The organism is Bradyrhizobium sp. Pa8 (genome assembly GCF_052588265.1).
This window is the reverse complement of sequence record NZ_CP176767.1, coordinates 3855146-3876593: the sequence shown is the minus strand read 5'-3', so window position 1 is coordinate 3876593 and position 21448 is coordinate 3855146. Positions and strand designations below refer to the sequence as shown.

Genomic DNA, 21448 nt, shown 5'->3' with positions numbered 1-21448 from the left:
GTCGCTCAAGACTGAAGTTCAGCCCTCGAACGCGTCGATCGACGCCGTGCTGCCGCGCGAGACCAGCGTCTCGTCCGCCGCAGGCAACGGCTCGCCCTTGTCGCGAAAGCGGTTGGTGATGGGATAGCGGCGGTCGCGGCCGAAATTCCTGGCCGTCACCTTCACGCCCGGTGCGGCCTGGCGGCGCTTGTATTCGGCGACGTTGAGCAGATGATCGATGCGGGTGACCGTCTCGCGGTCGAAGCCGGCGGCGATGATCTTGTCGAGCGGCTCCTCGCGCTCGATCAGACGCTCCAGGATGGCGTCGAGCACGTCATAAGGCGGCAGCGAGTCCTGGTCGGTCTGGTTCTCGCGCAGCTCCGCCGTCGGCGGGCGCGTGATGATATCGGGCGGAATGACCTCGCCCGCGGGCCCGAGCGCGCCGTCGGGCTTCCAGTGGTTGCGCAGCGCGGCCAGCCGAAACACCTGCGTCTTGTAGATGTCCTTGATCGGATTGAAGCCGCCGTTCATGTCGCCATAGAGCGTGGCGTAGCCGACCGACATTTCCGACTTGTTGCCGGTCGTCACCACCATCAGCCCGGTCTTGTTGGAGATCGCCATCAGCAACGTGCCGCGGGTGCGGGCCTGCAGGTTTTCCTCGGTGATATCGGGCGGCAGATTCTTGAAGATGCCGGACAGGATGGTCTCGAAGCCGGTCACGGCTTCAGCGATCGGCAGCACCTCGTAGCGGATTCCGAGATGCCCGGCGAGCTCGCCCGCGTCCGCGATCGAGCTCGCCGCGGTGTAGCGATAAGGCAGCATCACGCCGTGCACCTGGTCGGCACCCAGCGCATCGACCGCGATCGCCGCGCAGAGAGCGGAGTCGATGCCGCCGGAGATGCCGAGCAGAACGCCGGGAAATCCGTTCTTGGCGACATAGTCGCGCAAGCCCAGCACGCAGGCGGCGTAGTCGGCGTGGTCGCCCTCCGGCTGCGCGGCAATCGGCCCCGCGCAGCGCCAATCGTCGCCGTTCCTGGTGAAGCGCAGTGTGGTGACGCTCTCTTCGAACGCCGGCAATTGCGCCGCGAGCGAGAGATCGCCGTTGAGCGCGAAGGAACCGCCGTCGAACACCAGCTCGTCCTGGCCGCAAACCTGGTTGAGATAGACCAGCGGCAGGCCGCTCTCGGTGACACGCGCCACGGCGACCGAGAGGCGCACATCGCTCTTGTCGCGGGCATAGGGCGAGCCGTTCGGCACCAGGATGATCTCGGCGCCGGTCTCGGCCAGCGTCTCGACCACGTTCTCGTAATCCTCGGACTCCTCCAGCCAGATGTCCTCGCAGATCGGCACGCCGATCCGCACGCCGCGCACGGTCACGGGACCTGCGGCGGGGCCGCGCGAAAACAGCCGCTTCTCGTCGAACACGCCGTAATTCGGCAGGTTGCACTTGAAGCGCAAGCCGGCAATTTTTCCGCCATCGAGCAGCGCGCAGGCATTATGGAGCCTGCCGTCCTCGACCCAAGGCGTGCCGACCAGCATCGCCGGGCCGCCATCCGCGGTCTCGCGCGCGAGCGCCTCGATCGCGGCGCGGCAGGCGTCCTGGAACGCCGGCTTCTGCACCAGATCTTCCGGCGGGTAGCCGGCGATGAACAATTCCGGAAACAGCACGAGATCGGCGCCGTCGGACCTGGCTTGCGCGCGCGCGGCACGCACTTTCGCGGCATTGCCCTCGATGTCGCCCATGGTCGGATTGAGCTGGGCGAGCGTGACCGCGAATACGTTGAGACGTTCGGTCATGGCCGCCGCACTCCGCTTCAGAGGAACCCCAACCGCTCGATGATGGCGATGATCCAGAACGCGCCGGCCATCAGCAGCGCAACGCCGACCGCGGCCGAGCCCATGTCCTTGACCCGGCCGATCTGCTTGTCGTGATCCATGGTCAGCCGGTCGGCAAGCTTCTCGATCGCGGTGTTGAGCAGCTCGACCGTCAGCACGAACGCAACCGAACAGACCAGCTCGACCGCCCGCAGCGCCGTCGCGGCAACGAACCACGCCAGCGGCACCGACAGGATGAGCGCAAAGATCTCCTCGCGAACGGCCTGCTCCGACCGGAACGCGAAGGCCAGACCGTTGCGTGAATTGATCGTCGCCTTCCAGATCCGCAGCAAGGTGTTAGAGCCCCGCGGCGACCGGCATCGGCCTGGCCTTGCCGGCGCGTTCCTGCTTGAGGAGCTCCGCGATCAGGAAAGCCATGTCGATCGATTGCTCGGCATTGAGGCGGGGATCGCAGACCGTGTGGTAGCGGTCGTTGAGATCCTCGTCGGTGATCGCGCGGGCGCCGCCGATGCACTCGGTGACGTCCTGACCGGTCATCTCCAGATGCACGCCGCCGGCGTGGGTGCCTTCCGCCGCGTGGATGGTGAAGAACGACTTCACCTCCGACAGGACGCGGTCGAACGGGCGTGTCTTGTAGCCCGACGTCGAGGTGATGGTGTTGCCGTGCATGGGATCGCACGACCAGACCACAACCCTGCCCTCGCGCTTCACGGCGCGGATCAGTCCCGGCAGATGATCGGCGACCTTGTCGGAGCCGAAGCGGTTGATCAGCGTCAGCCGGCCCTGCTCGTTGTCGGGGTTAAGCACGTCGATCAGCTTCAAGAGCTCGTCGGGCTTGAGCGACGGGCCGCACTTCAGGCCGATCGGGTTCTTGATGCCGCGGAAATATTCGACATGGCCGTGATCGAGCTGGCGGGTGCGGTCGCCGATCCAGATCATATGGCCCGAGGTCGCGTACCAGTCGCCGGTGGTGGAATCGACGCGGGTCATGGCCTGCTCGTAGCCGAGCAGCAGTGCCTCATGGCTGGTGTAGAAATCGGTCGCGCGCAACTCCGGATGGCTCTCGAGGTCGAGGCCGCAGGCCTGCATGAAATTGAGCGCGTCGGAGATGCGGTCAGCCAGCTCCTTGTAGCGGCGCGACTGCGGCGAATCTTTCAGGAAGCCGAGCATCCATTGATGCACGCTGCCGAGATTGGCAAAGCCGCCGGTCGCGAACGCCCGCAGCAGGTTCAGCGTCGCAGCCGACTGGCGGTAAGCCATCAGCTGGCGCTGCGGGTCCGGCACGCGCGCTTCCTTGGTGAAGGCGATGTCGTTGACGATGTCGCCGCGATAGCTCGGCAGCTCGACGCCGTTCATCTTCTCGGTCGGCGACGACCGCGGTTTTGCGAACTGGCCGGCAATGCGGCCGACCTTCACCACCGGCACCGCGCCGGCATAGGTCAGCACCACCGCCATCTGGAGCAGCACGCGGAAGAAATCGCGGATGTTGTTGGCGCCGTGCTCGGCAAAGCTCTCGGCGCAATCGCCGCCCTGGAGCAGGAAGGCCTCGCCGGCTGCAACGCGAGCCAGGGACTTCTTCAGATTGCGCGCCTCGCCCGCGAACACCAGCGGCGGAAAGGTCGCAAGCTGCGCCTCGACGTCGGCCAAGGCCTTGGCGTCGGGATAATCGGGCACCTGTAGCACCGGCTTGCTGCGCCAGGACTCGGGCGTCCACCGCTGGGACATCGCAATCTCTCCGTGAAGTAAAAAGCACAACCTGATCTGTGGGTTGCGAGGGCCGCCTTATACACAGCCCAGTCCCCCGCCGCCAGTTGTAAATCCATTTCGCACTGCAAACCCTTGCGGGGAAAGCCGAATTCGCATTTGCTGAGGGCAGGCAAGGAAACCGGCAGGACATTGGCTGCCCATGGACGCGGCGCGCGACGACGTTTTCATCGACGAGATCACCTTCCCGGCGACGGACGGCTATCCGCTGGCCGGCACCCTGTTCCTGCCGCGCGGCACCAAACGCCATGCCGTGCTGATCAACTCCGCCACCGCCGTCCCGCGAAAAATCTATCGCGGCCTTGCCTCGTACCTCGCCCATCGCGGCTGCGCGGTCCTGACCTACGATTATCGCGGCATCGGCGATTCCCGGCAGCCGGCGATGGTCGGCTACAACCAGCCGAAATCGCTGGTCGGATTCAAGGCCTCGATGTCGGACTGGGCGGCGCAGGACGTCACCGCGGCGGTGCGCTGGATGCGCGAGCGCTACACGACCCAGCCGCTGGCCTATGTCGGCCACTCCTTCGGCGGCCAGGCGCTGGGGCTGATCGACAACAACAGCGACATTTCACGCGCCGCCTTCGTGGCCTCGCAGGCCGCGACCTGGCGGCTGATGGCGTCGCCGGAAAAATATCGCGTCTACGCCTTCATGAATTTCGTCGGTGCGCCGCTCGTCCACGCGCTCGGCTACGCGCCGGCCTGGGCCGGCATCGGCGAGGATCTGCCCAGGGGCGTCTTCCTGCAATGGGCCGACTGGGTCTCCAGCCCGCTCTATCTGTTCGACTCCAAATTACCGGCGCTGGAGAACTTCGCAAAGTTCAAGGGCGAGCTGCGCGCGCTCTGCTTCTCCGACGATCCCTGGGCGACGCGGCCCGCGGTCGAGCTGCTCGCGAGCGGCTTCACCGCGATCAAGCCGGAGGTGCTGACGGTCAAGCCGTCCGACGTCGGCGCCAAGACGATCGGCCATTTCGGCTTCTTCCGCCCCGAGCACCGCGACACGCTGTGGCGCGGCGTGGCGGAATGGATCCAGGGGGAGTGAAGCGTTAGCGGATGATCGTCGTCAGAGACGAGTAGCGCCGGTTCGGCTTGGCCTCGCCCGGCGCAAACTGCGCGAAGGCCTCGCTGACGCGGACCGCCGGCGGCGTGTCGCTGGCGAAGCGGAATTCCTTCGGCTTCGGCGCGTAGAAGCTGGCGCTGTAATAGGCGTCGTCGAAACGCGCCTCGCCGACGCCGAACAATGCGTCGCAGACGAACAGGAGCGCGTAGACTCCCGCAACCGCCGCAACGATCTCCCTGAGAACAGACATGCCGATGCCCCAACCTTTGGCAGGCAGGATGCACGCCGGTTCCAAAGCGGAGGTTTAAGGCAGCAGCCTTCTTGTCCGCAGGGTTTTCCGCCACTGAGCGGAATGCAGACAATTTTATCGATGTCGAAAAGAGAGCCCGCCTGACCGGATGGTCAGGCGGGCCCAGGATTGGCCGATCGGGAGGTTATCAGACGGCCAGATTCATCCAGACAGCCTTCGGCTCGGTGAAATTGTCGAGCGCGGCGGTGCCGTGCTCACGGCCAAGGCCGGAGTCGCGCTCGCCGCCCCAGGGCAGGCGCACGTCGGTGTAGCCATAGGTGTTCATCCAGACCGTGCCAGCGCGCGCCCGCTTGGCGAAGCGCTGGAGCTTGCCGATGTCGCGGCTCCAGACGCCGGCGGCGAGGCTGTAGGCCGTGCCATTGGCGATCCTGAGCGCGTCGGCCTCGTCCTTGAACTTGATGACGCTGACGACGGGGCCAAAAATCTCCTCCTGCGAGATCCGCATCTCGTGCGCGACGCCTGCGAACACCGCGGGGCTGATGAAATAGCCGCGATCTCCGACTTTCTCGCCACCGGTGACGAGGGTCGCGCCCTCCTTTTGGCCGATGTCGACATAGTCGAGGATCGACTTCATCTGCTTCTCGGAGATGACAGGACCGAGCGCCGTCTTGCGATCGAGCGGATCGCCGATCCTGAGCGACTTTGCGCGCGCCGCCAGACGCTCGACGACTTCGTCGTAAGCCTTCTCCTGCACCAGCACACGGGAGCCGGCCGAACACACCTGGCCGACATTGAAGAAGATGCCTGAGGCCGCAGCCTTGGAGGCCGCTTCGAGATCGGCATCGTCGAAAATGACGTTGGCCGACTTGCCGCCGAGCTCGAGCGAGACGCGCTTGAAGTTGCTCGCCGCACCCTTCATGATTCCACGGCCGATGCCGGGCGAGCCGGTGAAGGTCACCTTGTCCACGTCAGGGTGATTGACCAGCGCGTCGCCGACGACCCGGCCCGGACCGGTGACGACGTTGAAGACGCCCGCCGGCACGCCGGCTTCGAGCGCAAGCTCGGCGATGCGCAGCGCCGACAGCGAGGTCAGCTCGGCCGGCTTCATCACGATGGTGCAGCCGCAGGCCAGCGCCGGCGCGAGTTTCCACATGCCGATCATCAGCGGGAAATTCCACGGCACAATTGCCGCGACCACGCCGACCGGCTCACGCACGGTATAGGTCAACGCGTCATCGCGCACGGGCACGACGTCGCCGCTGATCTTGTCGGCCCAGCCGGCGTAGTAGATCAGCGTGTCGACCGCGGCCGGAAAGTCCTGGCGCGTCGTCGCGGAGATCGGCTTGCCGGCATCGATCGACTCGAGCTCGATGATTTCCTCTGAATGCTGCTTGAGCAGGTCCGCCCAGCGCAGCAGGATCTGGCCGCGCTCCGACGCCCGCATCGTGCGCCACGGGCCTTCGAACGCGCGCCGCGCGGCGGCGACCGCATGCTCGACATCAGCCTCGCCGCCTTCGGCGACGACGGCGATGACCTGCCCGGTGGCGGGATTGAGGGATTTGAAGGTACGGCCGGAGCTGGCGGGGACGCGGCGGCCGTCGATGAGCAGATGCTGCGGCCAGGCCATGAATTCGGTGGCCGGCAAATGCGCAAAGTCATATGCAACAGACATCATATTTACTCCTGTTCTGGTATACCAGACTAGGCGCCTATTAGCTGGAGTAAATATGATATGATTTGCAAATGGACGCCCCACATATGAAGCGTAGTTCATAAGGAAGCCGAATGCTTCAGATCGAGATCGAAGCCGTCTGGCGATTTCGCCACGAGGGTAGCCCGCGCACCGCGGTTGTCATGCTCGGCGTGCTCAACGAAATCCGGAAGACCGGAAAGATCACGAGCGCGGCCAGCGATGCGCACCTGTCCTACCGGCACGTCTGGAATCTGATCGAGCAATGGTCGGAGTTCTTCGGAACCCCTCTGGTCGAAACCCAGCGCGGCAAGGGCTCGAAGCTCACGCCATTCGGCGAGCGGCTGGTATGGGCCGGCGAGCGCATGCAGGCCCGGCTCGGGCCGCAGCTCGAAAACCTCGCGCAGGAGCTGGCGAGCGAGATCAAGCCGTTCCTCGAACAGCGCCCTTCGGTGATCCGCGTTCACGCCAGCCACGGCTTTGCCGTGGCAAAACTGCGCGAATTCCTCGATCGCGAGCCCGGCATCGGCGTCGACCTGCGCTATGTCAGCAACCAGCATTCGCTGGTCTCGCTGGCGCAAGGCGCCTGCGACCTCTCGGGCCTGCATCTGCCGCACGGCGCGTTGCGCGCGCAGGGCATCAAGGCGGCGCGCGAATGGCTCGATCCGCGCGAGGATCGCATCATCAGTTTCGTCACGCGCGAGATGGGGCTGATGGTCGCGCGCGGCAATCCGCTGCGCATCGCTTCGCTTCAGGATCTCACCAGTCCAAAAGTCCGCTTCGTCAACCGCGACCATGATTCCGGCACGCGGCTGTTGTTCGACCAGCTGCTTGCCGCGAACGGCATCGACGAGAGCAAGATCAACGGCGCGCAGCAGATCGAGTTCACCCACGCCGCCGTCGCGGCCTATGTCGCGAGCGGCATGGCGGATGCGAGTTTTGGCGTCGAGGCGGCCGCCCGCCACTTCGGCCTCGATTTCATCCGCATCCTCACCGAGGATTATTTCTTCGTCTGCAAGCGCGCCTTCCTCGATACCGGGCCGATGCAACGCATCCTGGAGATCATGCGCAGCGCCGATTTCCGCGCCGCCGTCGCCACCCTGCCCGGCTACGTGCCGTCGGATACCGGCAACGTGACCGGCGTGAAGGCGTTTCTGGAGCTGCACGCCGTGCGGTGATGCTCGGCTCGGCAACGATCTCGCGTCCGGCCGATGGGATGCGTGCCATGCGCAGTACCGGCAACCGCCGATCTTCGTCGGCTCGCTCAAGTTGATTGTCAATCATATCTGATCTGGCGCGGCACCTTATTGCCGGGCGCTCGGACTCAGCAAGCAGGCCGCAAGCTCGGTGCGGTTGTGCACGCCGAAGCGTCGGCACAGGTTCGCGACGTGCTCCTTCACGGTCTGATCGGAAATCCCCATCTCGCGGGCGATTTCCTTGTTGGTCTGGCCGCGGCAGACCCGGATGGCGACGTCCGCGGACCGTGGCGGAAGCGATGCCGAGAGCGTCGCCACCGGCGTCGCTGCCGGCTCGGGGATCCGGATTGCGGCAGGATGGGCGTCGATCGCGCCCGCGTTCGTCATGTTGGTCAAAGCGAGCGAGCCGGCCCGACACAGCATCTCCATGCGCTGCCGCGACCGCATCGTGTAGGGCGCGTCCGTATCGGTCGTCGCCGTAAACAGCACGCCGACGATCTTCTGTCCGCACCACAACGGGCCGCCCATGTTGTATGCAAAGCCCCACTCGTGGAGCATCTCGAAGGACGGACTGTGCCGCCATTGCTGCGGACCGATCACCGTTTCACCGTCGACCGCGCGGCCTTGGGTCATGATGCAGTCGAGCACCGGGTCGCGCTTCCAGAAGCCGGCCCTGTAATTGTCGAGCAGGCCTTCTGCGACGTGCCGGCTGTAGACCAGTTCCGGTTCGAGCCCGTCGAGCAAATAGAGGCCGACGGTCGGCGATCCCGTCAATTCCGTGATCGCCGAGCAGCAGGCAATGCCAAGCGCGCGCACCGAGCGGCTCTCGGCGATGGACATCAGTCGATCTGCGAGCTGGCGCTCGGGCAGACCATCCAAATGCTCCTGCTCGGCTCTCACCGCCACTCCTCGCGCGAACGCGGGGTGCCCTCGGACACACGCGCGTCATTGCCGATTGTTATAGGTTTAAAATTTCTGCCTCGCCTGATCTTTGGTCAAGCGAAAAGAAGCGGCAAGAAACTGCTCTCCCGGCCCAGCTTTGCGGCAGAGCAGCATGGCCAATACCCCCCATGATGGGGGATTGCTGGTTTGGCCGCCTCATCTCTAGCATCCCGGCCATCGGGATCGCGTAACGACGTTCGCGCGGTTCCGACGGGGACATCTCGACACCAACGCGAGCCGTTCGTCGCGCGCACCAACAGTCATTGGCGCGTGTGGGCGGAGTCTTGCCCGCGACCAACGTCTGTTCCGCCCGACCCAGATCTTCGCGTCCAGCAGCGTTGCGCGAAGAACCAACAGCCCGACGTGGAGACACCGACCATGAGCCCTTCCGTGCAACTCGCCGTAAAACCTTCCGCGACCCCGACGGCGGCCGAGTTCCATGCGCGCCTCGACGCGCTGCTACCGCTAGTCGAATCCAGGGCCGCGGAAGCCGAGGCACAGGGCTATCTGACTGACGACGTGGTGGCGGCGCTGCGCAAGGCCGGCATTTACACCATGCTGTTCCCGAAGGAGGTCGGCGGCGCCGAGCTTTTGCCTTACGACGCCATGACCGTGATCGAGCGGCTCGCTTACGCACACGCCTCCGCCGGCTGGTGCGTCATCGGCAACAACATGGAAGGCACGACGCTCGCCATCTACATCGAGGACGAGGGTATCAAGAAAGTCTTCGCGGGCGGGCCCGACATTACGATTGCCGGCAACGGCGTGCCGCGCGGCTTCGCCCGACCGGTCGATGGCGGTTACATGATCCGCGGCAACTGGGCCTATGGCAGCGGCATTCAGCACGCCGAGTGGGTCCATTCAGGCTGCTTCGTCACCGACGCATCCGGCAAGGACATGGTGTTCGGCCCGAACGGCCAGCCCAAGATCGTGGTCACCCACCATCCGCGCGCGACCATCAAGTTGATGGGCAATTGGGACGTGCTCGGCCTGCGCGCGACCGGAAGTTTCGACTACACTTTGAGCGAGGGCGACGAGTTGTTCGTGCCCACGCACATGACCTACGATTTTGACATTGGTGCGCCGCGCCGAGGTGGTGTGCAGGGTGCACTGGGGCTGGCAGGCTACAGCGCCTGGGCGCATTCCGCCTGGGCTGTCGGTGTCGGCCGCCGCATGCTCGACGAACTCGTCAAGGTGATCGTCCAGCGCCAGGATCCATTCGGCAAGTCGCGCGACAGCGCGAGCTTCAAGTTCCAGTTCGCGCAGGCCGAAGCTCGTTTCCGCGCAGCACGTGCGTTGGTCCACGAAACCTGGAAGGACGTCTCGGAGACTTGCGCCGGCGGTGAAAGTCCGTCGCTGGAGCAGATGACGATGATCAAGCTGTCACTGCGCCACGTCCACGACGTTCTGTCGGATGTCGCCACCTTCGCGCATCGCGCCGCGCGCGGCGCATCGCTGCACAACACGCCGATGCAGCGGTTCTATCGCGACATCCATTCGGGCACGCAGCACATCCTGATGGCCGACCAGATCGTCGAAGAGTGCGGCCGCGCGCTGCTCGGCCTCCCCGGCCCTGGTGCGCAATGGACGGTCTTCGGGGTGACGGGCTGAGCAAGCGACCAGACACGAGGGCGTCGAGGTGAGGACATCCCGCATCGTTGGCTTCTGCGGCAATAGTTGGCGCCCGGCGAAGTCGCGCATGCTGGTGGAAGCCGTCGCTGCCGATCTTCAGGCGCAGCATGGACTGAAGACCACCGTCCTCGACCTTGTCGATGCCGGTTGCGGCATCGCCGGCTTCACCCGGACTGCACTCGATGACAGCGCGCGCGCCGTCGTCGAGGCCATCGAACAGGCCGACGGCCTCGTGATCGGATGCCCGGTGTTCCAGGGCTCTTATCCCGGATTGTTCAAGCACGTATTCGACTTGATCGAACCCAGCGTGCTGCGCAATCGCCCGGTGCTGCTGACCGCGGTCGGCGGCGGCCTGCGCCACTCGCTGGTGGTCGAGCACCAGCTCCGCCCGCTGTTCGGCTTCTTCGAAGCCTGCACCGTTTCGACGGCGATCTACGCCAGCAGCGGCGAGATCGTACCGGGCGAGCCGCTCGCACCAATGACGGCCGCGCGGCTCGCCAACGCCGTCGAACAATTCGCCTCACTTCTCAGCGGTCGCCAGGAAGCCGCCGCATGACTCACCAACGCCCGGCTCTGCCGCGTTCAACCGGAGATGACCATGCTTGATACCGTCAAACCCTCGCCGGATCTGACCGGCTTCTCCCGCGCGGAATATACGATCAACCGCGTGCGGACCGTCGTCCACAGCATCGGAAGCGGCCCGGCGCTGGTGTTCCTGCACGGCACCGGCACCTTCACCGGCTTCGAGATGGCGCGCGATTGGGCGAAGCGGCACACGGTCATCATCCCCTATCATGCGGGCTTTGGCGACTCCGGCGACGCCGAGACGATCGACACCGTCGAGGATCACGTCCTTCACTACATGGATCTGTTCGACAAACTGGGCCTTGAGCAGTTCGACCTCGCCGGGTTCTCGCTCGGCGGATGGCTTGCCGCGGAGTTCGCGATCCGTCAGCCGCATCGGGTCCGCAAGCTGGTGCTGGTTGCGCCCGCCGGTCTTGTGGTCGGAAGCGCGCCTGCCCCCGGATTGTTCGAGATCGCACCGCAAGAACTGCCAGCCTATCTCGCGCACGATCCGGCCGCGGCACTCCGTTACTTTCCCAAGGCGCCCGATCCGGCCTTCGACGCCCGGCTTGGACGCGAGGTCACGGGCTTTGCCAAGCTGATCCGCGGCGAACCGCAAGGCAATCCCAAGCTCGCGCACTGGCTGCATCGGATCACGATGCCGACGCTGGTGCTGTGGGGGGCCGCAGATCGCTTGCGCCCGACCGCCCAGGCAGATGCCTGGAAAACAGGGCTCCCCGACGCACGCGTGACGCTGGTGCCGGCGACCGGTCATCTCCTGTTCGAGGAAACCCCGTCTTCCGCACACTACGTCACCGATTTTCTCGCCGATTGATCCGCACACAACAGAGGACACCACCATGATCGAGATGCCTCCGGGCGTGACCCCTGCCAAAGAAGGCTTTGGCAACGTCATCTGGAACATTCTGGGCCAGACCTACACGCTGAAGCAGCATTCCGAGGCGTCGATGGCCTGGCATGCCGTGTTTCCGGATGGCACCTTCGTGCCGCCGCACGTGCATCCGACCCAGGATGAATTCGTCTATGTGCTGAGCGGCCGCTACGACCTCTGGCTCGATGGCAAGGACTTTGTCGCCAAGGCCGGCGACCTCGTCCGCATGCCCAAGGGCATCCCCCACGGCATTTTCAACAAGTCGGGTGAAACCGCCACCAGCCTGTTCTGGGTCGCACCGACGCGGTCGCTGAAAGAGCTGTTCGAGCGCATCCACAATCTCCCCGATCCGCAGGAGGTCGTGCGACGTGCCGCCGAACACGAGGTCAACTTCCTGCCGCCGCCCGCCTGAGGCCACGCCGATTCCGTCGACACGCAAACCGCGAGAACCGATGATGACCATGCCGACAACAACCTGGACGTCCATCTCCGAGAACGACCGCCGTCGGATAGGCCGGTGGCAAAAAGGCATGCTGGCCCTCGCCATCCTCTGCGAGATCTTTCTCGCCGCCGACTGGTATGCCTTCGCGGCCGTACTGCCCTTCGTCTCCGAGAGCCTCAAGCTCAATCCCGCCGAGGCGGGACTCGCCCAAGGCATCTTTGCGCTGACCTACGGCATCGGCATGGTCGTCTGGTCGCCGGTCAGCCGGTCGATGACGGCGCGCAACATGCTGCTGATCGGGCTTGCGGGCACTGGTATCGGCATGGTGCTCCAGGTGTTCGTGCAAAGTTACACACAGCTCGTGATGCTCCGGCTCGTGATCGGCTTCTTCGACGCCGGCATCTTCATCGGCAACATGAAGCTGATCTTCGGCTGGTTTCCGCAAAGTCGGCGTGGCTCGGTGGTAGGCATCATCCTCGCCGCCTACAGCCTCGCCATCACCATGGATTTCGCGCTCGGCATTCCCCTGACGATTGCGACCGGTTGGCGGACCTTCTTCGCCGTGCTGGCAATCGGCACGCTGCTCGTTGCAGCCGTCGACGCACTCGTCGTCCGCAACAATCCGCGCGAGCTCGGCATCGACGGTTTCACCTGGGGCAACGAAACACCACAGGAGCACCTGCCGCTCGGCGAGATCTTCCGCTCGAAATGGATCGCGGTCGGCGGCTTCGGCATCGTGGCCTGCACCTTCGCGATCGCCGGCACCGCCACCTGGGTGGTGCCGGCCTTCATCACAGTACAGCACATGCCGCCGGAAGCCGGCGCTGTCATCGGCACCGTCATGGGGTTGTCGCAGGTGCTATTCCTGGTGATTGGCGGCTACATGTCCGATCGGCTCGGCAAGCCGTTCATGATCAAACTCACCGCATGTCTCGCTTTCCTGACCGCGCTGATGTTCCTGTGGAGCGTGGTCACACCGATGTCGTTCTCGATGCTGGTGCTGTTTGCAGCACTCAGCGGTATCGCGCTGCTCGGCGGCGGCGCTATCTTCGCCCTGCTCAGCGAAAAATACTCCGACGCGCTCGCACCGGCCGCGATTGGATACGCCGAGGTATTTGGCATCTTCTCGGCCTTCGTGGCGCCCTGGATGATGGGCGCCATCATCAACGCCTCGGCCGGCTCGTTCACCGGCGCCTTCATTGCTTTCGCGGTGGTCGAGCTCATCATCGTCGGCCTTTTGATGATCCTCGCCCGCGAGGACGTCAGTCAGGGCGCGGTGGTCGGAAGCCCCGCGGAATAAGATGCAGCGATCAGGGCACGGGCTCTGCAGACCTCGACAAAGATCCATCTTCTGGGAAATCGGGCGCCCTCGACTTGTCCGCGACGGGCAAGAGTGGCAATCTCGCAAGGCAGTGCCCAAGAGACCCCGTCATGTCGCGCGCGAGCGCCAAATCCCTCCCCCAGCTGAGCCTTCGTATCGACCTCGACGGCGAGGATCGGATCGGGCCCGGCAAGATCGAGCTGTTGGAGCAGATCCGCGAGCACGGCTCGATCTCGGCGGCCGGCCGCGCGATGGACATGTCCTACAAGCGCGCCTGGGATCTGGTCGACGAAATCAACCGCATCTGCGGACATGCCGCAGTCGAGCCGCAGGCCGGCGGCAAGAACGGCGGCGGCGCCATGCTGACCCCGTTTGGCGAAAAGCTCGTTGCGCGCTACCGCAAGATCGAGCGCGACGCCGCCCGCGCCGTGCACAAGGAACTGGAAGCACTCAGGAGCGACATCGGCCGTTCGCGGAAATCGTGAACGGGCGGGCGCGCATGGACGGGTAGCAACCGGGCCGCCGGCGGCTCGCTATCGCATCCAGCGTGGCAGGGGCAGATTTTTCTTGCGCAGGAATTCCGGGTTGAACAGCTTGGATTGATAGCGCTCTCCGCCATCCGCAAGGATGGTCACGATGGTCTTGCCTGGACCGAGGTCGCGCGCAAGTCGCATGGCTCCAACGATATTGATCGCGCTTGAGCCGCCCAACACCAGTCCTTCATGCTCGATCAGGTCGAACAGAACAGGCAAGGCTTCCTCGTCCGTAATCTGATATGCCGTATCGATGGGCGTACCTTCGAGGTTCCTGGTCACACGGACTTGCCCGATCCCTTCGGTGATGGAGTCTCCTTCTGCCGTCAGTTCGCCTTTGGTGAACCAATTGTAGAGAGCGGCCCCCATGGGATCGCTGAGCGCAATCTTGATGCCGGGATTTCGCTCCTTGAGGGCCCGCGCGATCCCCCCCAAGGTACCGCCGCTCCCGACGGCACAGGTGAAGCCGTCGAGTCTTCCATCCGTCTGCCGCCAAATCTCTGGACCGGTCGTGCGATAGTGTCCCTCCCGATTGGCGACATTATCGAACTGATTAGCCCAGAAGGCACCGAGCTCCTCGGCTAGCTGACCGGAATAGCGCGCGTAATGACCCGGGTTGGAATAGGGAACGGCAGGCACCAGGCGCAGGTCGGCACCGCACAGCCGTAACATGTCCTTCTTCTCCTGACTTTGCGTGTCAGGCATCACGATCACGCTCCGATAGCCGCGTGCATTCGCCACGAGCGCTATGCCGATTCCGACATTGCCGGCTGTTCCTTCGACGATGACGCCTCCTGGCCCAAGCTTGCCGCATCGTTCGGCATCGTTGATCATGGCCAGCGCCGCGCGATCCTTGATCGAGCCGCCGGGATTGAGAAATTCGGCCTTGCCATAGATCTCGCAACCCGTGGCCTCCGACGCCATTCGCAGTCTGATCAATGGCGTGTTGCCGATAGCATCCAGGAATCCCGTTCGAACATCGCTCATCGCTTGCCCACCTCCACGCGCCCGCAACTTTAGGCTGGCGAACAGGCAATGCGGTTCTCTAGTTCAGACGACGCGCGCAATATTTCCGGCGTTTGACCGGCCCAATCGGCAATTCCATTCTCAGGCCGCGTTTCATTTGCGCCTTTGGCTCAAGCCGCTAGTTCGGCCGCACCGACATTTCCGGCATCGGTTGGGTCAGCGCTTCGCCGAGCAGGCTCTGCTCGGCTTTCGGGATCGAGAAGCGCACCTTGAAGCCGTCCTCGGTCTGAAGCGTGATGATGCGCTGGGTCGTATCGGTCGCCTGCTCGATCGCCCAGGACGCCAGCGGAAAGGCGTAGCGCAGGCTCTGGTCGCCGTAGCGGGCCTTCAGCGCCGCCTCGAGCAGCCCGGGCAGCGTCATGATGAGGGCGCCGACCTGGTTGAGCGAGACGCTGACCGCAGCGGGATTGCCCGCCAGATCCTCGAAGCCCAGCGAGATCGCACCGCCGTCGGACGCCACCTCGCAGGTCGTGAGCTGCCTCACCTTGATTTCCATCGCCAGTCCCGGAACGCGGTTCGCTATATTCATCACGATATATCGATATGTCCACCGGCGTCCAGCCCGCTTTTCTGGAATTGATCGAACCGGCCGCCATGGTCGGTTCGGCGAAGTCGTGATATATAGTTCGATATAACGAGGCCCCGAACGGCCCGTTTCTGCAAGGGAGCGCAAAACCAATGAGTGACTACAATCTTCTCATCGACGGCAAGATGGTGCCCGGCGACCAGACCATGCCGGTTCTCAATCCCGCGACCGAAGAGGTTCTGGCGCAGTGTCCGCGTGCCTCGAAGGCGCAGCTTGATGCCGCCGTCGCCGCGGCGAAGGCCGCCTTCCCGGCCTGGGCCGCGACCCCGATGGGAGAACGCCGCAAGCTCGTGAACAAGATGGCCGACGTCATCGAAGCCAATTCGGGCGAGCTCGCCCACATCCTCACCAGCGAGCAAGGCAAGCCGCTTGGCGACGCCACCGGCGAGGTCCTCGGCATGGCTGCGTTCTTCCGCTACCTCAGCTCGCTCGAATTGCCGATGAAGGTGATCGAGGATTCCGGTGACCGCAAGGTGGAAGCCTATCGCCGCCCGCTCGGCGTCGTCGGCGCCATCATTCCCTGGAACTATCCGCTCCTGATCCTCAGCTTCAAGCTGCCGTCGGCGCTGATCGCCGGCAACACGCTGGTGGTGAAGCCGGCGCCGACCACGCCGCTCGCGACCCTGCGCTTCGCCGAGCTGATCAAGGATGTCCTGCCGAAGGGCGTTCTCAACTTCATCACCGACGCCAACGACCTCGGCGGCGAGATGACCAAGCACCCTGATATCCGCAAGATCTCGTTCACCGGTTCCTCCGCCACCGGGCAGAAAGTGATGGCGAGCGCGGCGCAGACGCTCAAGCGCATCACGCTCGAGCTCGGCGGCAACGACGCCGGTATCGTGCTCGACGATGTCGACCCGAAGAAGGTCGCTCCCGGCATCTTCGAGGGCGCGTTCCAGAACTCCGGCCAGGTCTGCCTCGCCATCAAGCGGCTCTATGTGCACGAGTCCGTCTATGACGAGCTCTGCAACGAGCTGGTCGCGATCGCCAAAAGCACGGTGGTCGACGACGGCGCCAAGCAGGGCACCAAGCTCGGGCCGCTGCAGAACAAGATGCAGTACGAGAAGGTGAAGACGTTCCTCGAGGACGCCCGCAAGAACGGCAAGGTGGTCGCCGGCGGTTCGGCGATGGACCGTCCCGGCTATTTCATCGAGCCGACCATCGTGCGCGACATCCAGGAGGGCTCGAAGCTGGTCGACGAGGAGCAGTTCGGCCCGGTGCTGCCGCTGATCAAATACTCCGACAAGAACGATGCGATCCGCCGCGCCAATGCCACCACCTACGGCCTCGGCGCTTCGGTCTGGTCGTCCGACGTCAAGCGTGCGCACGAAGTCGCTAACCAGCTCGAATCCGGCACGGTCTGGATCAACAAGCACCTCGACATGGCCCCGCACATCCCGTTCGGCGGCGCCAAGCAGTCGGGCATCGGCACCGAATTCGCCGAGGAAGGTCTCGCCGAATTCACCCAGCTCCAGATCATCAACGGCCCGCCGGCGGCCTGATCGGAAAACCGGGGCCGCGGCGGAAGCGTCGCGGCCCCAATTCTCTGCCGTCAAACGGAGGCGGACCATGTTCGATGCGCAATGCGACCTCGCCGCCCTCGTCTACGAGGCGCATCAGGACCCCGACGCAGTCCTGCGCAGCTTCGCGGCGGATCTGAATGCGCGTGGCTGTCGCGTCGTCGGCATGGTTCAGGCCGGCCAATGCGCGGATTCGAGCCTGTCGGCGGTGCTGCTTCACAGCGGCGAGACGCTTCTGCTCGCGCGGGATTTCGATCCGGCCGCCCGCGGCTGCCGTCTCGATCTCGCGCGGCTGCAAAATGCGGGGATGCGGATCGCGGACGCCCTCTCGCATGGCGCAGATCTCGTCATCATCAACCGCTTCGGCAAGCGCGAGCGCGACGGTAAGGGCCTGTCCCATCTGATCGGACGCGCGCTCGACGCCGACATTCCCGTGGTGATCGCGGTTGGCAGAGACCATTTCGCCGACTGGATCAAGTTCGCCGGCGGCATGAGCGTCAGGCTCGGCTGCGAGCGCGACGCTCTGGAAGCGTGGTGGCGGAGCATCTCCACAAGCAACGCGAGGCTTGACGTCGGATCACATCCTACGGTGCGCAGAAATTCTGAAGTGAACGATCTGAACTGCCGGACTCGCGTGCTTGCGCGTGAAGTCCTCACAGCATCGCGCCGACTTCCCCTGTCGCAGCCGCGCAGGCAGTAGTTTCCCGGAATATGGCCGGTGGTCGGGCCTCTGATACGCTTTTGCGAATTCAACCCCCTCACCCCGACATGCCCTGGGATCCCGAAATGCCGGTACGTCGGCTAAAACCATCGCGCGTCCTCGGCGTCGAGCGCTTCTCGGACTTCGACGATTTTCGCGCCAACGAGGTGCTCGGACTCGGCACCAGCACGCCGCTCCGTCCGCGGGAATTCTCGCTGTCTCGCGCCATCCTGCCGCTGCGCGACGGGCTCTTCGTGCTCCAGCGCTCCTTTGCACGGCGGTATGAGGCCGAGATCGGCACCGACAACGGCGTCGGCCTCGTTGTTCCCCTCACCTTTCACTCCATCGCCAATGGCCGCGAGGTCGATAGTTCGACGATCGCCGTCATGCGCGGCAAAACCCCCGTCACGGCGATCGAGCATCATCCCAACACTTATCTGATGCTGCGATTCAACTCGGACATGCGCCATCGCGGCTGGGCGGATTTCGCCCCCCGCCTCGCCTATGTGCGCGCGCAAGAGGATCCGATGGCGCGCCTGCGCGCGGCTATCGTGGAGATGTTCTCGCAGGCGTCGGCATGCAACGATCCCCGGCAGTTCGAGGCGCTCTACCGCCCGATCCAGGAAACGCTGCTCGCCGGCCTCGACGCCACCCTGCTGCCGGCAGGCGCACGCACCGCCCGCCCCGGTTCATTCGACAAGCACCGCAAGCTGATCGCGCATCTCGACGACGTCGTTGCGTTGTTCGGCAGCAAGCCGCTCTACAGCAACGACCTCGCCGCCGCGCTCGGCGTGTCCGTGCGCACCCTCCAGGTCGCGACGCACGCGGTGCACGGCGTGAGCCTGCATCACTATCTGCGTCTCAAACGGTTATGGGCCGTTCGCGTCCAGCTCATGACCGGGGGCGATGGCTTGACCGTCAAGGCCGCCGCGCTCGGCAACGGCTTCTGGCATCTGGGCGACTTCTCAAGGAGCTACAGACTGGCCTTCGGCGAAGCGCCGTCCGAGACGCTGACGCGCGGACGGCGTCCGTTGTATCTGGCCATCCGCGGCTGAGAGAGCGGATCCGCCCCTCAGGCGTGACCGCTCTCCTTGCGGTGCCCGCTCTCGCTGAGGCGGTCGACCCAGGCGATACCGATCGCGGAAATGATGAAGGTCAGGTGGATCAGCACCTGCCACATCACGCCGGACTCGGTGAAATTGCTGCGCGTGGTGCCGAGATTGCCGGCCTCGATGAAGGTCCTGAGCAGCGAGATCGAGGAAATGCCGATGATCGCCATCGCGAGCTTGATCTTCAGCACGCTGGCATTGACGTGGCTCAGCCATTCTGGCTCGTCCGGATGGCCGTTCAGGTTCAGCCGCGAGACGAAGGTCTCGTAGCCGCCGACGATCACCATCACCAGCAGGTTCGAGATCATGACGACGTCGATCAGTCCGAGCACGACCAGCATGATCTGCTGCTCGCTGGCGTCGAACGAGTGCGCAACCAGGTGCCAGAGCTCCTTCAGGAACAGCAGCACGTAGACGCCCTGCGCGACGATGAGGCCGACATAGAGCGGCACTTGCAGCCAGCGCGAGCCAAAGATGAGTTGGGCGAATGGGCCGATTTTCGGTCGCGGCCCGGCGTGAGCCGAAGGTGCTTTGGGTTCAGGCGTCATGGATCACTCCGGATTGCAGGCAGGACTTGTCGCCTCAGAGACTCGCGATGACGGGCGCGAGTTCGAGCGAACCGCGATAGATCATCTCGAAGGCGACGTAAACGATGATGGCGAGACCGACATAGGCGATCCAGCGCTGCTTCTGCAACACCCGGCCGAGCAGATCGGCGGCGACGCCCATCATCGCGACCGACAGCAACAGTCCGAACGCGAGGATGTAGGGATGCTCGCGCGCGGCGCCTGCGACCGCGAGCACGTTGTCGAGCGACATCGAGACGTCGGCGGCGACGATCTGCAACGCCGCCTGCCCGAAGGTCTTGCGCGACGCCGGTGCGCTGCCCGCGCTGCCGCCATGGCTTAACGAGAGCTCGGTATGCGCGGCCTGCTCGCGCAGCTCGCGCCACATCTTCCAGCACACCCACAGCAGCAGCACGCCGCCGGCGAGCAGCAGGCCGATCACCTGCAGGAGCTGGGTCGCGACGCCGGCAAAGACGATCCGCAAGGCTGTGGCGGCGACGATGCCGACGACAATGGCGCGGCGGCGCTGCTCGGCCGGCAGACCGGCGGCGGCAAGGCCGATGACGACGGCGTTGTCGCCGGCCAGCACGAGGTCGATCAGGATGACCTGGAGCAGCGCGCTCAGCGCGTCGGCGGTGATGAATTCAGTCATGATTGATCATTTTTCGATGCAGACGGATCGAGCCATTGCGGCTTCTTCCGCTCGACCCAATCCAGGACCTTGGAGCGCGAGGCGCGCAACGCGGGAACGTCTTCGGCGAGCAATGCGAGGCCGAGCGGGAGCATCCAGACTCCGAGCACCGGCAGGAAGGAGAGCACGCCGCCAATGATGAGCAGCGCGCCCGACGGGATCCTCACCCAACGGCTGGACGGCTTGAGCAGATAGGTGACGGTGTCGCCCATGCGCGGCGGCAGGCGACGGACGAGCTTGTCGAGACGCGGGTCGCCACCGGCCATCTGGCCGGTGGTGCCCACGTTTCCTGTCGTACGCTCGTCCGATGTTGCACTCATGCTCACTCCTGCGTGGCGGCGCGCCGTTCAGTGCCTGCGCTGCCCGGCGTCACCGGCTTTGCGCGCGGCAGCACCAGCGTCAGCAGGCGCAACAGCTTGATCGCCTGCACCTCATGGGGATGCACGTCCTCGTCCGCAGCCGCGACGCGCTCCGACAGTTCCATCAAATGGGCCGACAGCGGCAGGTCCGAGACCGGACGCAACGTGTCGATCACCACATTGGCAAAGTCGGGCTCCTCGAGCCGTTCCGCCAGTTCGTCGAATATCGCAAACAGCCGGTCGTCACTCATGTGCGGCGCCAGTCCGCGATCCCTGATGAAGCGGATCACCTCGTCGCGCTCGACCGGCGAAACGCGCCGGTCGGCGACGGCGACGAGCGCGCCGGCAATGACCAACGCGACCGCGGCCTGCTCGTTCAGCCTGGACGGTTCGGTGATCTCAATCTCGGTCGGATTTGAAGTGGCGGCGTCAGACATCGTAGCTCCCTTACGTTGCGAAATGACCGCGCGGAGCTGCGATGGGGACGATTGGGTCGGAGGAAACAGAGAAGGCCCGACGATCGGCCGATCCATCGCATTCGCGCGGGACAGGTCATCCGACATCGCGAGGTTTTGCCGACATGGTCGGCGTCCTCGCCAGAGGGGCCCGGATTCTTGTTCGGTCTAGAAATAAAGATGGGTGGGCCGGAATCAAGGCGAACGGAGTGCGACCAGCCGCCGCATCGAGTTCCGTGTCACTATGTTTGGTTCAGCAATAGTGCGCGTCTCTCCGTGTCCCGGACGCGCTGCAACGCCCTTCGCGTTGCTGCGCAGAGCCGGGACCCAGAAAGCTA

Annotated in this window: 23 protein-coding genes; 11 read left to right on the top strand and 12 right to left on the bottom strand. The window is 64.7% G+C overall.

The annotated features are described in order from the left end of the window. Positions 1 to 18: 18 nt before the first annotated feature. Genes ACKWRH_RS17275 through ACKWRH_RS17265 form a run of 3 tightly spaced genes read right to left on the bottom strand, consistent with a single transcriptional unit; the run spans position 19 to position 3540 of the window. Positions 19 to 1776, bottom strand: coding sequence for an NAD+ synthase (locus tag ACKWRH_RS17275; protein ID WP_445221553.1), 1758 nt, complete (start codon positions 1774 to 1776; stop codon positions 19 to 21). Between the two features lie 17 nt (positions 1777 to 1793). Further along, positions 1794 to 2147 (bottom strand): diacylglycerol kinase, encoded by a 354-nt coding sequence (locus ACKWRH_RS17270; protein ID WP_063983991.1) that lies wholly within the window; start codon positions 2145 to 2147, stop codon positions 1794 to 1796. 4 nt (positions 2148 to 2151) lie between these two features. Further along, the gene (locus ACKWRH_RS17265; protein ID WP_445221552.1) at positions 2152 to 3540 is read right to left on the bottom strand and encodes a class II 3-deoxy-7-phosphoheptulonate synthase; all 1389 of its coding nucleotides are present in this window, start codon (positions 3538 to 3540) and stop codon (positions 2152 to 2154) included. 181 nt (positions 3541 to 3721) lie between these two features. On the opposite strand from ACKWRH_RS17265, the gene ACKWRH_RS17260 reads away from it, so the two are divergent. Further along, positions 3722 to 4618, top strand: coding sequence for an alpha/beta hydrolase family protein (locus tag ACKWRH_RS17260; protein WP_445221551.1), 897 nt, complete (start codon positions 3722 to 3724; stop codon positions 4616 to 4618). A gap of 4 nt (positions 4619 to 4622) precedes the next feature. Here ACKWRH_RS17260 and ACKWRH_RS17255 read toward each other — a convergent pair whose 3' ends face one another. Then, a complete protein-coding gene (locus ACKWRH_RS17255) occupies positions 4623 to 4886 on the bottom strand; it encodes a hypothetical protein (protein ID WP_028146709.1) in 264 nt (87 codons plus the stop codon). Positions 4887 to 5073: 187 nt separating this feature from the next. Continuing rightward, positions 5074 to 6558 (bottom strand): aldehyde dehydrogenase family protein, encoded by a 1485-nt coding sequence (locus ACKWRH_RS17250; RefSeq protein ID WP_445222428.1) that lies wholly within the window; start codon positions 6556 to 6558, stop codon positions 5074 to 5076. A 113-nt stretch (positions 6559 to 6671) separates the two neighbouring features. On the opposite strand from ACKWRH_RS17250, the gene ACKWRH_RS17245 reads away from it, so the two are divergent. Further along, positions 6672 to 7754, top strand: coding sequence for a substrate-binding domain-containing protein (locus ACKWRH_RS17245; protein ID WP_445221550.1), 1083 nt, complete (start codon positions 6672 to 6674; stop codon positions 7752 to 7754). Positions 7755 to 7880: 126 nt separating this feature from the next. Here ACKWRH_RS17245 and ACKWRH_RS17240 read toward each other — a convergent pair whose 3' ends face one another. Further along, positions 7881 to 8672 (bottom strand): response regulator transcription factor, encoded by a 792-nt coding sequence (locus ACKWRH_RS17240; protein ID WP_445221549.1) that lies wholly within the window; start codon positions 8670 to 8672, stop codon positions 7881 to 7883. 420 nt (positions 8673 to 9092) lie between these two features. On the opposite strand from ACKWRH_RS17240, the gene ACKWRH_RS17235 reads away from it, so the two are divergent. The 6 genes from ACKWRH_RS17235 (at position 9093) to ACKWRH_RS17210 (ending at position 14050) form a co-directional block, all read left to right on the top strand. Next, on the top strand, positions 9093 to 10325 hold the full coding sequence (locus ACKWRH_RS17235; RefSeq protein ID WP_445221548.1) for an acyl-CoA dehydrogenase family protein: 1233 nt from the start codon (positions 9093 to 9095) through the stop codon (positions 10323 to 10325). 28 nt (positions 10326 to 10353) lie between these two features. Continuing rightward, positions 10354 to 10902 (top strand): NAD(P)H-dependent oxidoreductase, encoded by a 549-nt coding sequence (locus ACKWRH_RS17230; protein WP_445221547.1) that lies wholly within the window; start codon positions 10354 to 10356, stop codon positions 10900 to 10902. Between the two features lie 42 nt (positions 10903 to 10944). Then, complete coding sequence (locus ACKWRH_RS17225; RefSeq protein WP_445221546.1) at positions 10945 to 11745, top strand: alpha/beta fold hydrolase; 801 nt, start codon at positions 10945 to 10947, stop codon at positions 11743 to 11745. A 25-nt stretch (positions 11746 to 11770) separates the two neighbouring features. Further along, positions 11771 to 12214 carry a cupin domain-containing protein gene (locus tag ACKWRH_RS17220; RefSeq protein ID WP_028159377.1) on the top strand — a complete coding sequence of 148 codons (444 nt, stop codon included), beginning with the start codon at positions 11771 to 11773 and terminating at the stop codon, positions 12212 to 12214. Between the two features lie 118 nt (positions 12215 to 12332). Then, a complete protein-coding gene (locus tag ACKWRH_RS17215) occupies positions 12333 to 13544 on the top strand; it encodes an MFS transporter (RefSeq protein ID WP_052435626.1) in 1212 nt (403 codons plus the stop codon). Positions 13545 to 13675: 131 nt separating this feature from the next. Then, positions 13676 to 14050 carry a winged helix-turn-helix domain-containing protein gene (locus ACKWRH_RS17210; protein ID WP_445221545.1) on the top strand — a complete coding sequence of 125 codons (375 nt, stop codon included), beginning with the start codon at positions 13676 to 13678 and terminating at the stop codon, positions 14048 to 14050. A 48-nt stretch (positions 14051 to 14098) separates the two neighbouring features. Here the strand turns inward: ACKWRH_RS17210 and ACKWRH_RS17205 are convergent, their stop codons facing one another. Both ACKWRH_RS17205 and ACKWRH_RS17200 read right to left on the bottom strand, forming a co-directional pair. Next, on the bottom strand, positions 14099 to 15085 hold the full coding sequence (locus ACKWRH_RS17205) for a cysteine synthase A (protein WP_445221544.1): 987 nt from the start codon (positions 15083 to 15085) through the stop codon (positions 14099 to 14101). A gap of 157 nt (positions 15086 to 15242) precedes the next feature. Beyond that, positions 15243 to 15620, bottom strand: a complete 378-nt coding sequence (locus ACKWRH_RS17200) for a hypothetical protein (RefSeq protein ID WP_445222427.1) — start codon at positions 15618 to 15620, stop codon at positions 15243 to 15245. A gap of 182 nt (positions 15621 to 15802) precedes the next feature. Here ACKWRH_RS17200 and ACKWRH_RS17195 point away from each other — a divergent pair, with 182 nt between their 5' ends. The 3 genes from ACKWRH_RS17195 (at position 15803) to ACKWRH_RS17185 (ending at position 18985) form a co-directional block, all read left to right on the top strand. Further along, positions 15803 to 17212 (top strand): aldehyde dehydrogenase family protein, encoded by a 1410-nt coding sequence (locus ACKWRH_RS17195; protein WP_445221543.1) that lies wholly within the window; start codon positions 15803 to 15805, stop codon positions 17210 to 17212. A gap of 67 nt (positions 17213 to 17279) precedes the next feature. Next, positions 17280 to 17930 carry a DUF2478 domain-containing protein gene (locus tag ACKWRH_RS17190; RefSeq protein WP_445221542.1) on the top strand — a complete coding sequence of 217 codons (651 nt, stop codon included), beginning with the start codon at positions 17280 to 17282 and terminating at the stop codon, positions 17928 to 17930. Positions 17931 to 18016: 86 nt separating this feature from the next. Then, positions 18017 to 18985, top strand: a complete 969-nt coding sequence (locus ACKWRH_RS17185; protein ID WP_445221541.1) for a helix-turn-helix domain-containing protein — start codon at positions 18017 to 18019, stop codon at positions 18983 to 18985. 17 nt (positions 18986 to 19002) lie between these two features. Here ACKWRH_RS17185 and ACKWRH_RS17180 read toward each other — a convergent pair whose 3' ends face one another. Genes ACKWRH_RS17180 through ACKWRH_RS17165 form a run of 4 tightly spaced genes read right to left on the bottom strand, consistent with a single transcriptional unit; the run spans position 19003 to position 21092 of the window. Next, positions 19003 to 19587 carry a TIGR00645 family protein gene (locus ACKWRH_RS17180; protein ID WP_445221540.1) on the bottom strand — a complete coding sequence of 195 codons (585 nt, stop codon included), beginning with the start codon at positions 19585 to 19587 and terminating at the stop codon, positions 19003 to 19005. 34 nt (positions 19588 to 19621) lie between these two features. Next, positions 19622 to 20257 (bottom strand): TerC family protein, encoded by a 636-nt coding sequence (locus ACKWRH_RS17175; RefSeq protein WP_445221539.1) that lies wholly within the window; start codon positions 20255 to 20257, stop codon positions 19622 to 19624. Then, positions 20254 to 20616: a hypothetical protein gene (locus ACKWRH_RS17170; RefSeq protein ID WP_445221538.1), complete on the bottom strand. Its 363-nt coding sequence runs from the start codon at positions 20614 to 20616 to the stop codon at positions 20254 to 20256. Before ACKWRH_RS17170 ends, ACKWRH_RS17175 begins: the two co-directional genes overlap by 4 nt. A 2-nt stretch (positions 20617 to 20618) precedes the next feature. Beyond that, entirely contained in the window at positions 20619 to 21092 is a 474-nt protein-coding gene (locus tag ACKWRH_RS17165) for a TerB family tellurite resistance protein (protein WP_445221537.1), read from the bottom strand. Between the last annotated feature and the right edge of the window lie 356 nt (positions 21093 to 21448).

Bases quoted from the DNA above. Each gene is read 5' to 3' on its own strand.
- ACKWRH_RS17275 (WP_445221553.1), bottom strand. From the start codon at position 1,776: ATGACCGAACGTCTCAACGTATTCGCGGTCACGCTCGCCCAGCTCAAT.
- ACKWRH_RS17265 (WP_445221552.1), bottom strand. From the start codon at position 3,540: ATGTCCCAGCGGTGGACGCCCGAGTCCTGGCGCAGCAAGCCGGTGCTA.
- ACKWRH_RS17260 (WP_445221551.1), top strand. From the start codon at position 3,722: ATGGACGCGGCGCGCGACGACGTTTTCATCGACGAGATCACCTTCCCG.
- ACKWRH_RS17255 (WP_028146709.1), bottom strand. From the start codon at position 4,886: ATGTCTGTTCTCAGGGAGATCGTTGCGGCGGTTGCGGGAGTCTACGCG.
- ACKWRH_RS17250 (WP_445222428.1), bottom strand. From the start codon at position 6,558: ATGTCTGTTGCATATGACTTTGCGCATTTGCCGGCCACCGAATTCATG.
- ACKWRH_RS17245 (WP_445221550.1), top strand. From the start codon at position 6,672: ATGCTTCAGATCGAGATCGAAGCCGTCTGGCGATTTCGCCACGAGGGT.
- ACKWRH_RS17235 (WP_445221548.1), top strand. From the start codon at position 9,093: ATGAGCCCTTCCGTGCAACTCGCCGTAAAACCTTCCGCGACCCCGACG.
- ACKWRH_RS17225 (WP_445221546.1), top strand. From the start codon at position 10,945: ATGCTTGATACCGTCAAACCCTCGCCGGATCTGACCGGCTTCTCCCGC.
- ACKWRH_RS17220 (WP_028159377.1), top strand. From the start codon at position 11,771: ATGATCGAGATGCCTCCGGGCGTGACCCCTGCCAAAGAAGGCTTTGGC.
- ACKWRH_RS17215 (WP_052435626.1), top strand. From the start codon at position 12,333: ATGCTGGCCCTCGCCATCCTCTGCGAGATCTTTCTCGCCGCCGACTGG.
- ACKWRH_RS17210 (WP_445221545.1), top strand. From the start codon at position 13,676: ATGTCGCGCGCGAGCGCCAAATCCCTCCCCCAGCTGAGCCTTCGTATC.
- ACKWRH_RS17205 (WP_445221544.1), bottom strand. From the start codon at position 15,085: ATGAGCGATGTTCGAACGGGATTCCTGGATGCTATCGGCAACACGCCA.
- ACKWRH_RS17200 (WP_445222427.1), bottom strand. From the start codon at position 15,620: ATGGAAATCAAGGTGAGGCAGCTCACGACCTGCGAGGTGGCGTCCGAC.
- ACKWRH_RS17195 (WP_445221543.1), top strand. From the start codon at position 15,803: ATGAGTGACTACAATCTTCTCATCGACGGCAAGATGGTGCCCGGCGAC.
- ACKWRH_RS17190 (WP_445221542.1), top strand. From the start codon at position 17,280: ATGTTCGATGCGCAATGCGACCTCGCCGCCCTCGTCTACGAGGCGCAT.
- ACKWRH_RS17185 (WP_445221541.1), top strand. From the start codon at position 18,017: ATGCCGGTACGTCGGCTAAAACCATCGCGCGTCCTCGGCGTCGAGCGC.
- ACKWRH_RS17180 (WP_445221540.1), bottom strand. From the start codon at position 19,587: ATGACGCCTGAACCCAAAGCACCTTCGGCTCACGCCGGGCCGCGACCG.
- ACKWRH_RS17175 (WP_445221539.1), bottom strand. From the start codon at position 20,257: ATGACTGAATTCATCACCGCCGACGCGCTGAGCGCGCTGCTCCAGGTC.
- ACKWRH_RS17170 (WP_445221538.1), bottom strand. From the start codon at position 20,616: ATGAGTGCAACATCGGACGAGCGTACGACAGGAAACGTGGGCACCACC.
- ACKWRH_RS17165 (WP_445221537.1), bottom strand. From the start codon at position 21,092: ATGTCTGACGCCGCCACTTCAAATCCGACCGAGATTGAGATCACCGAA.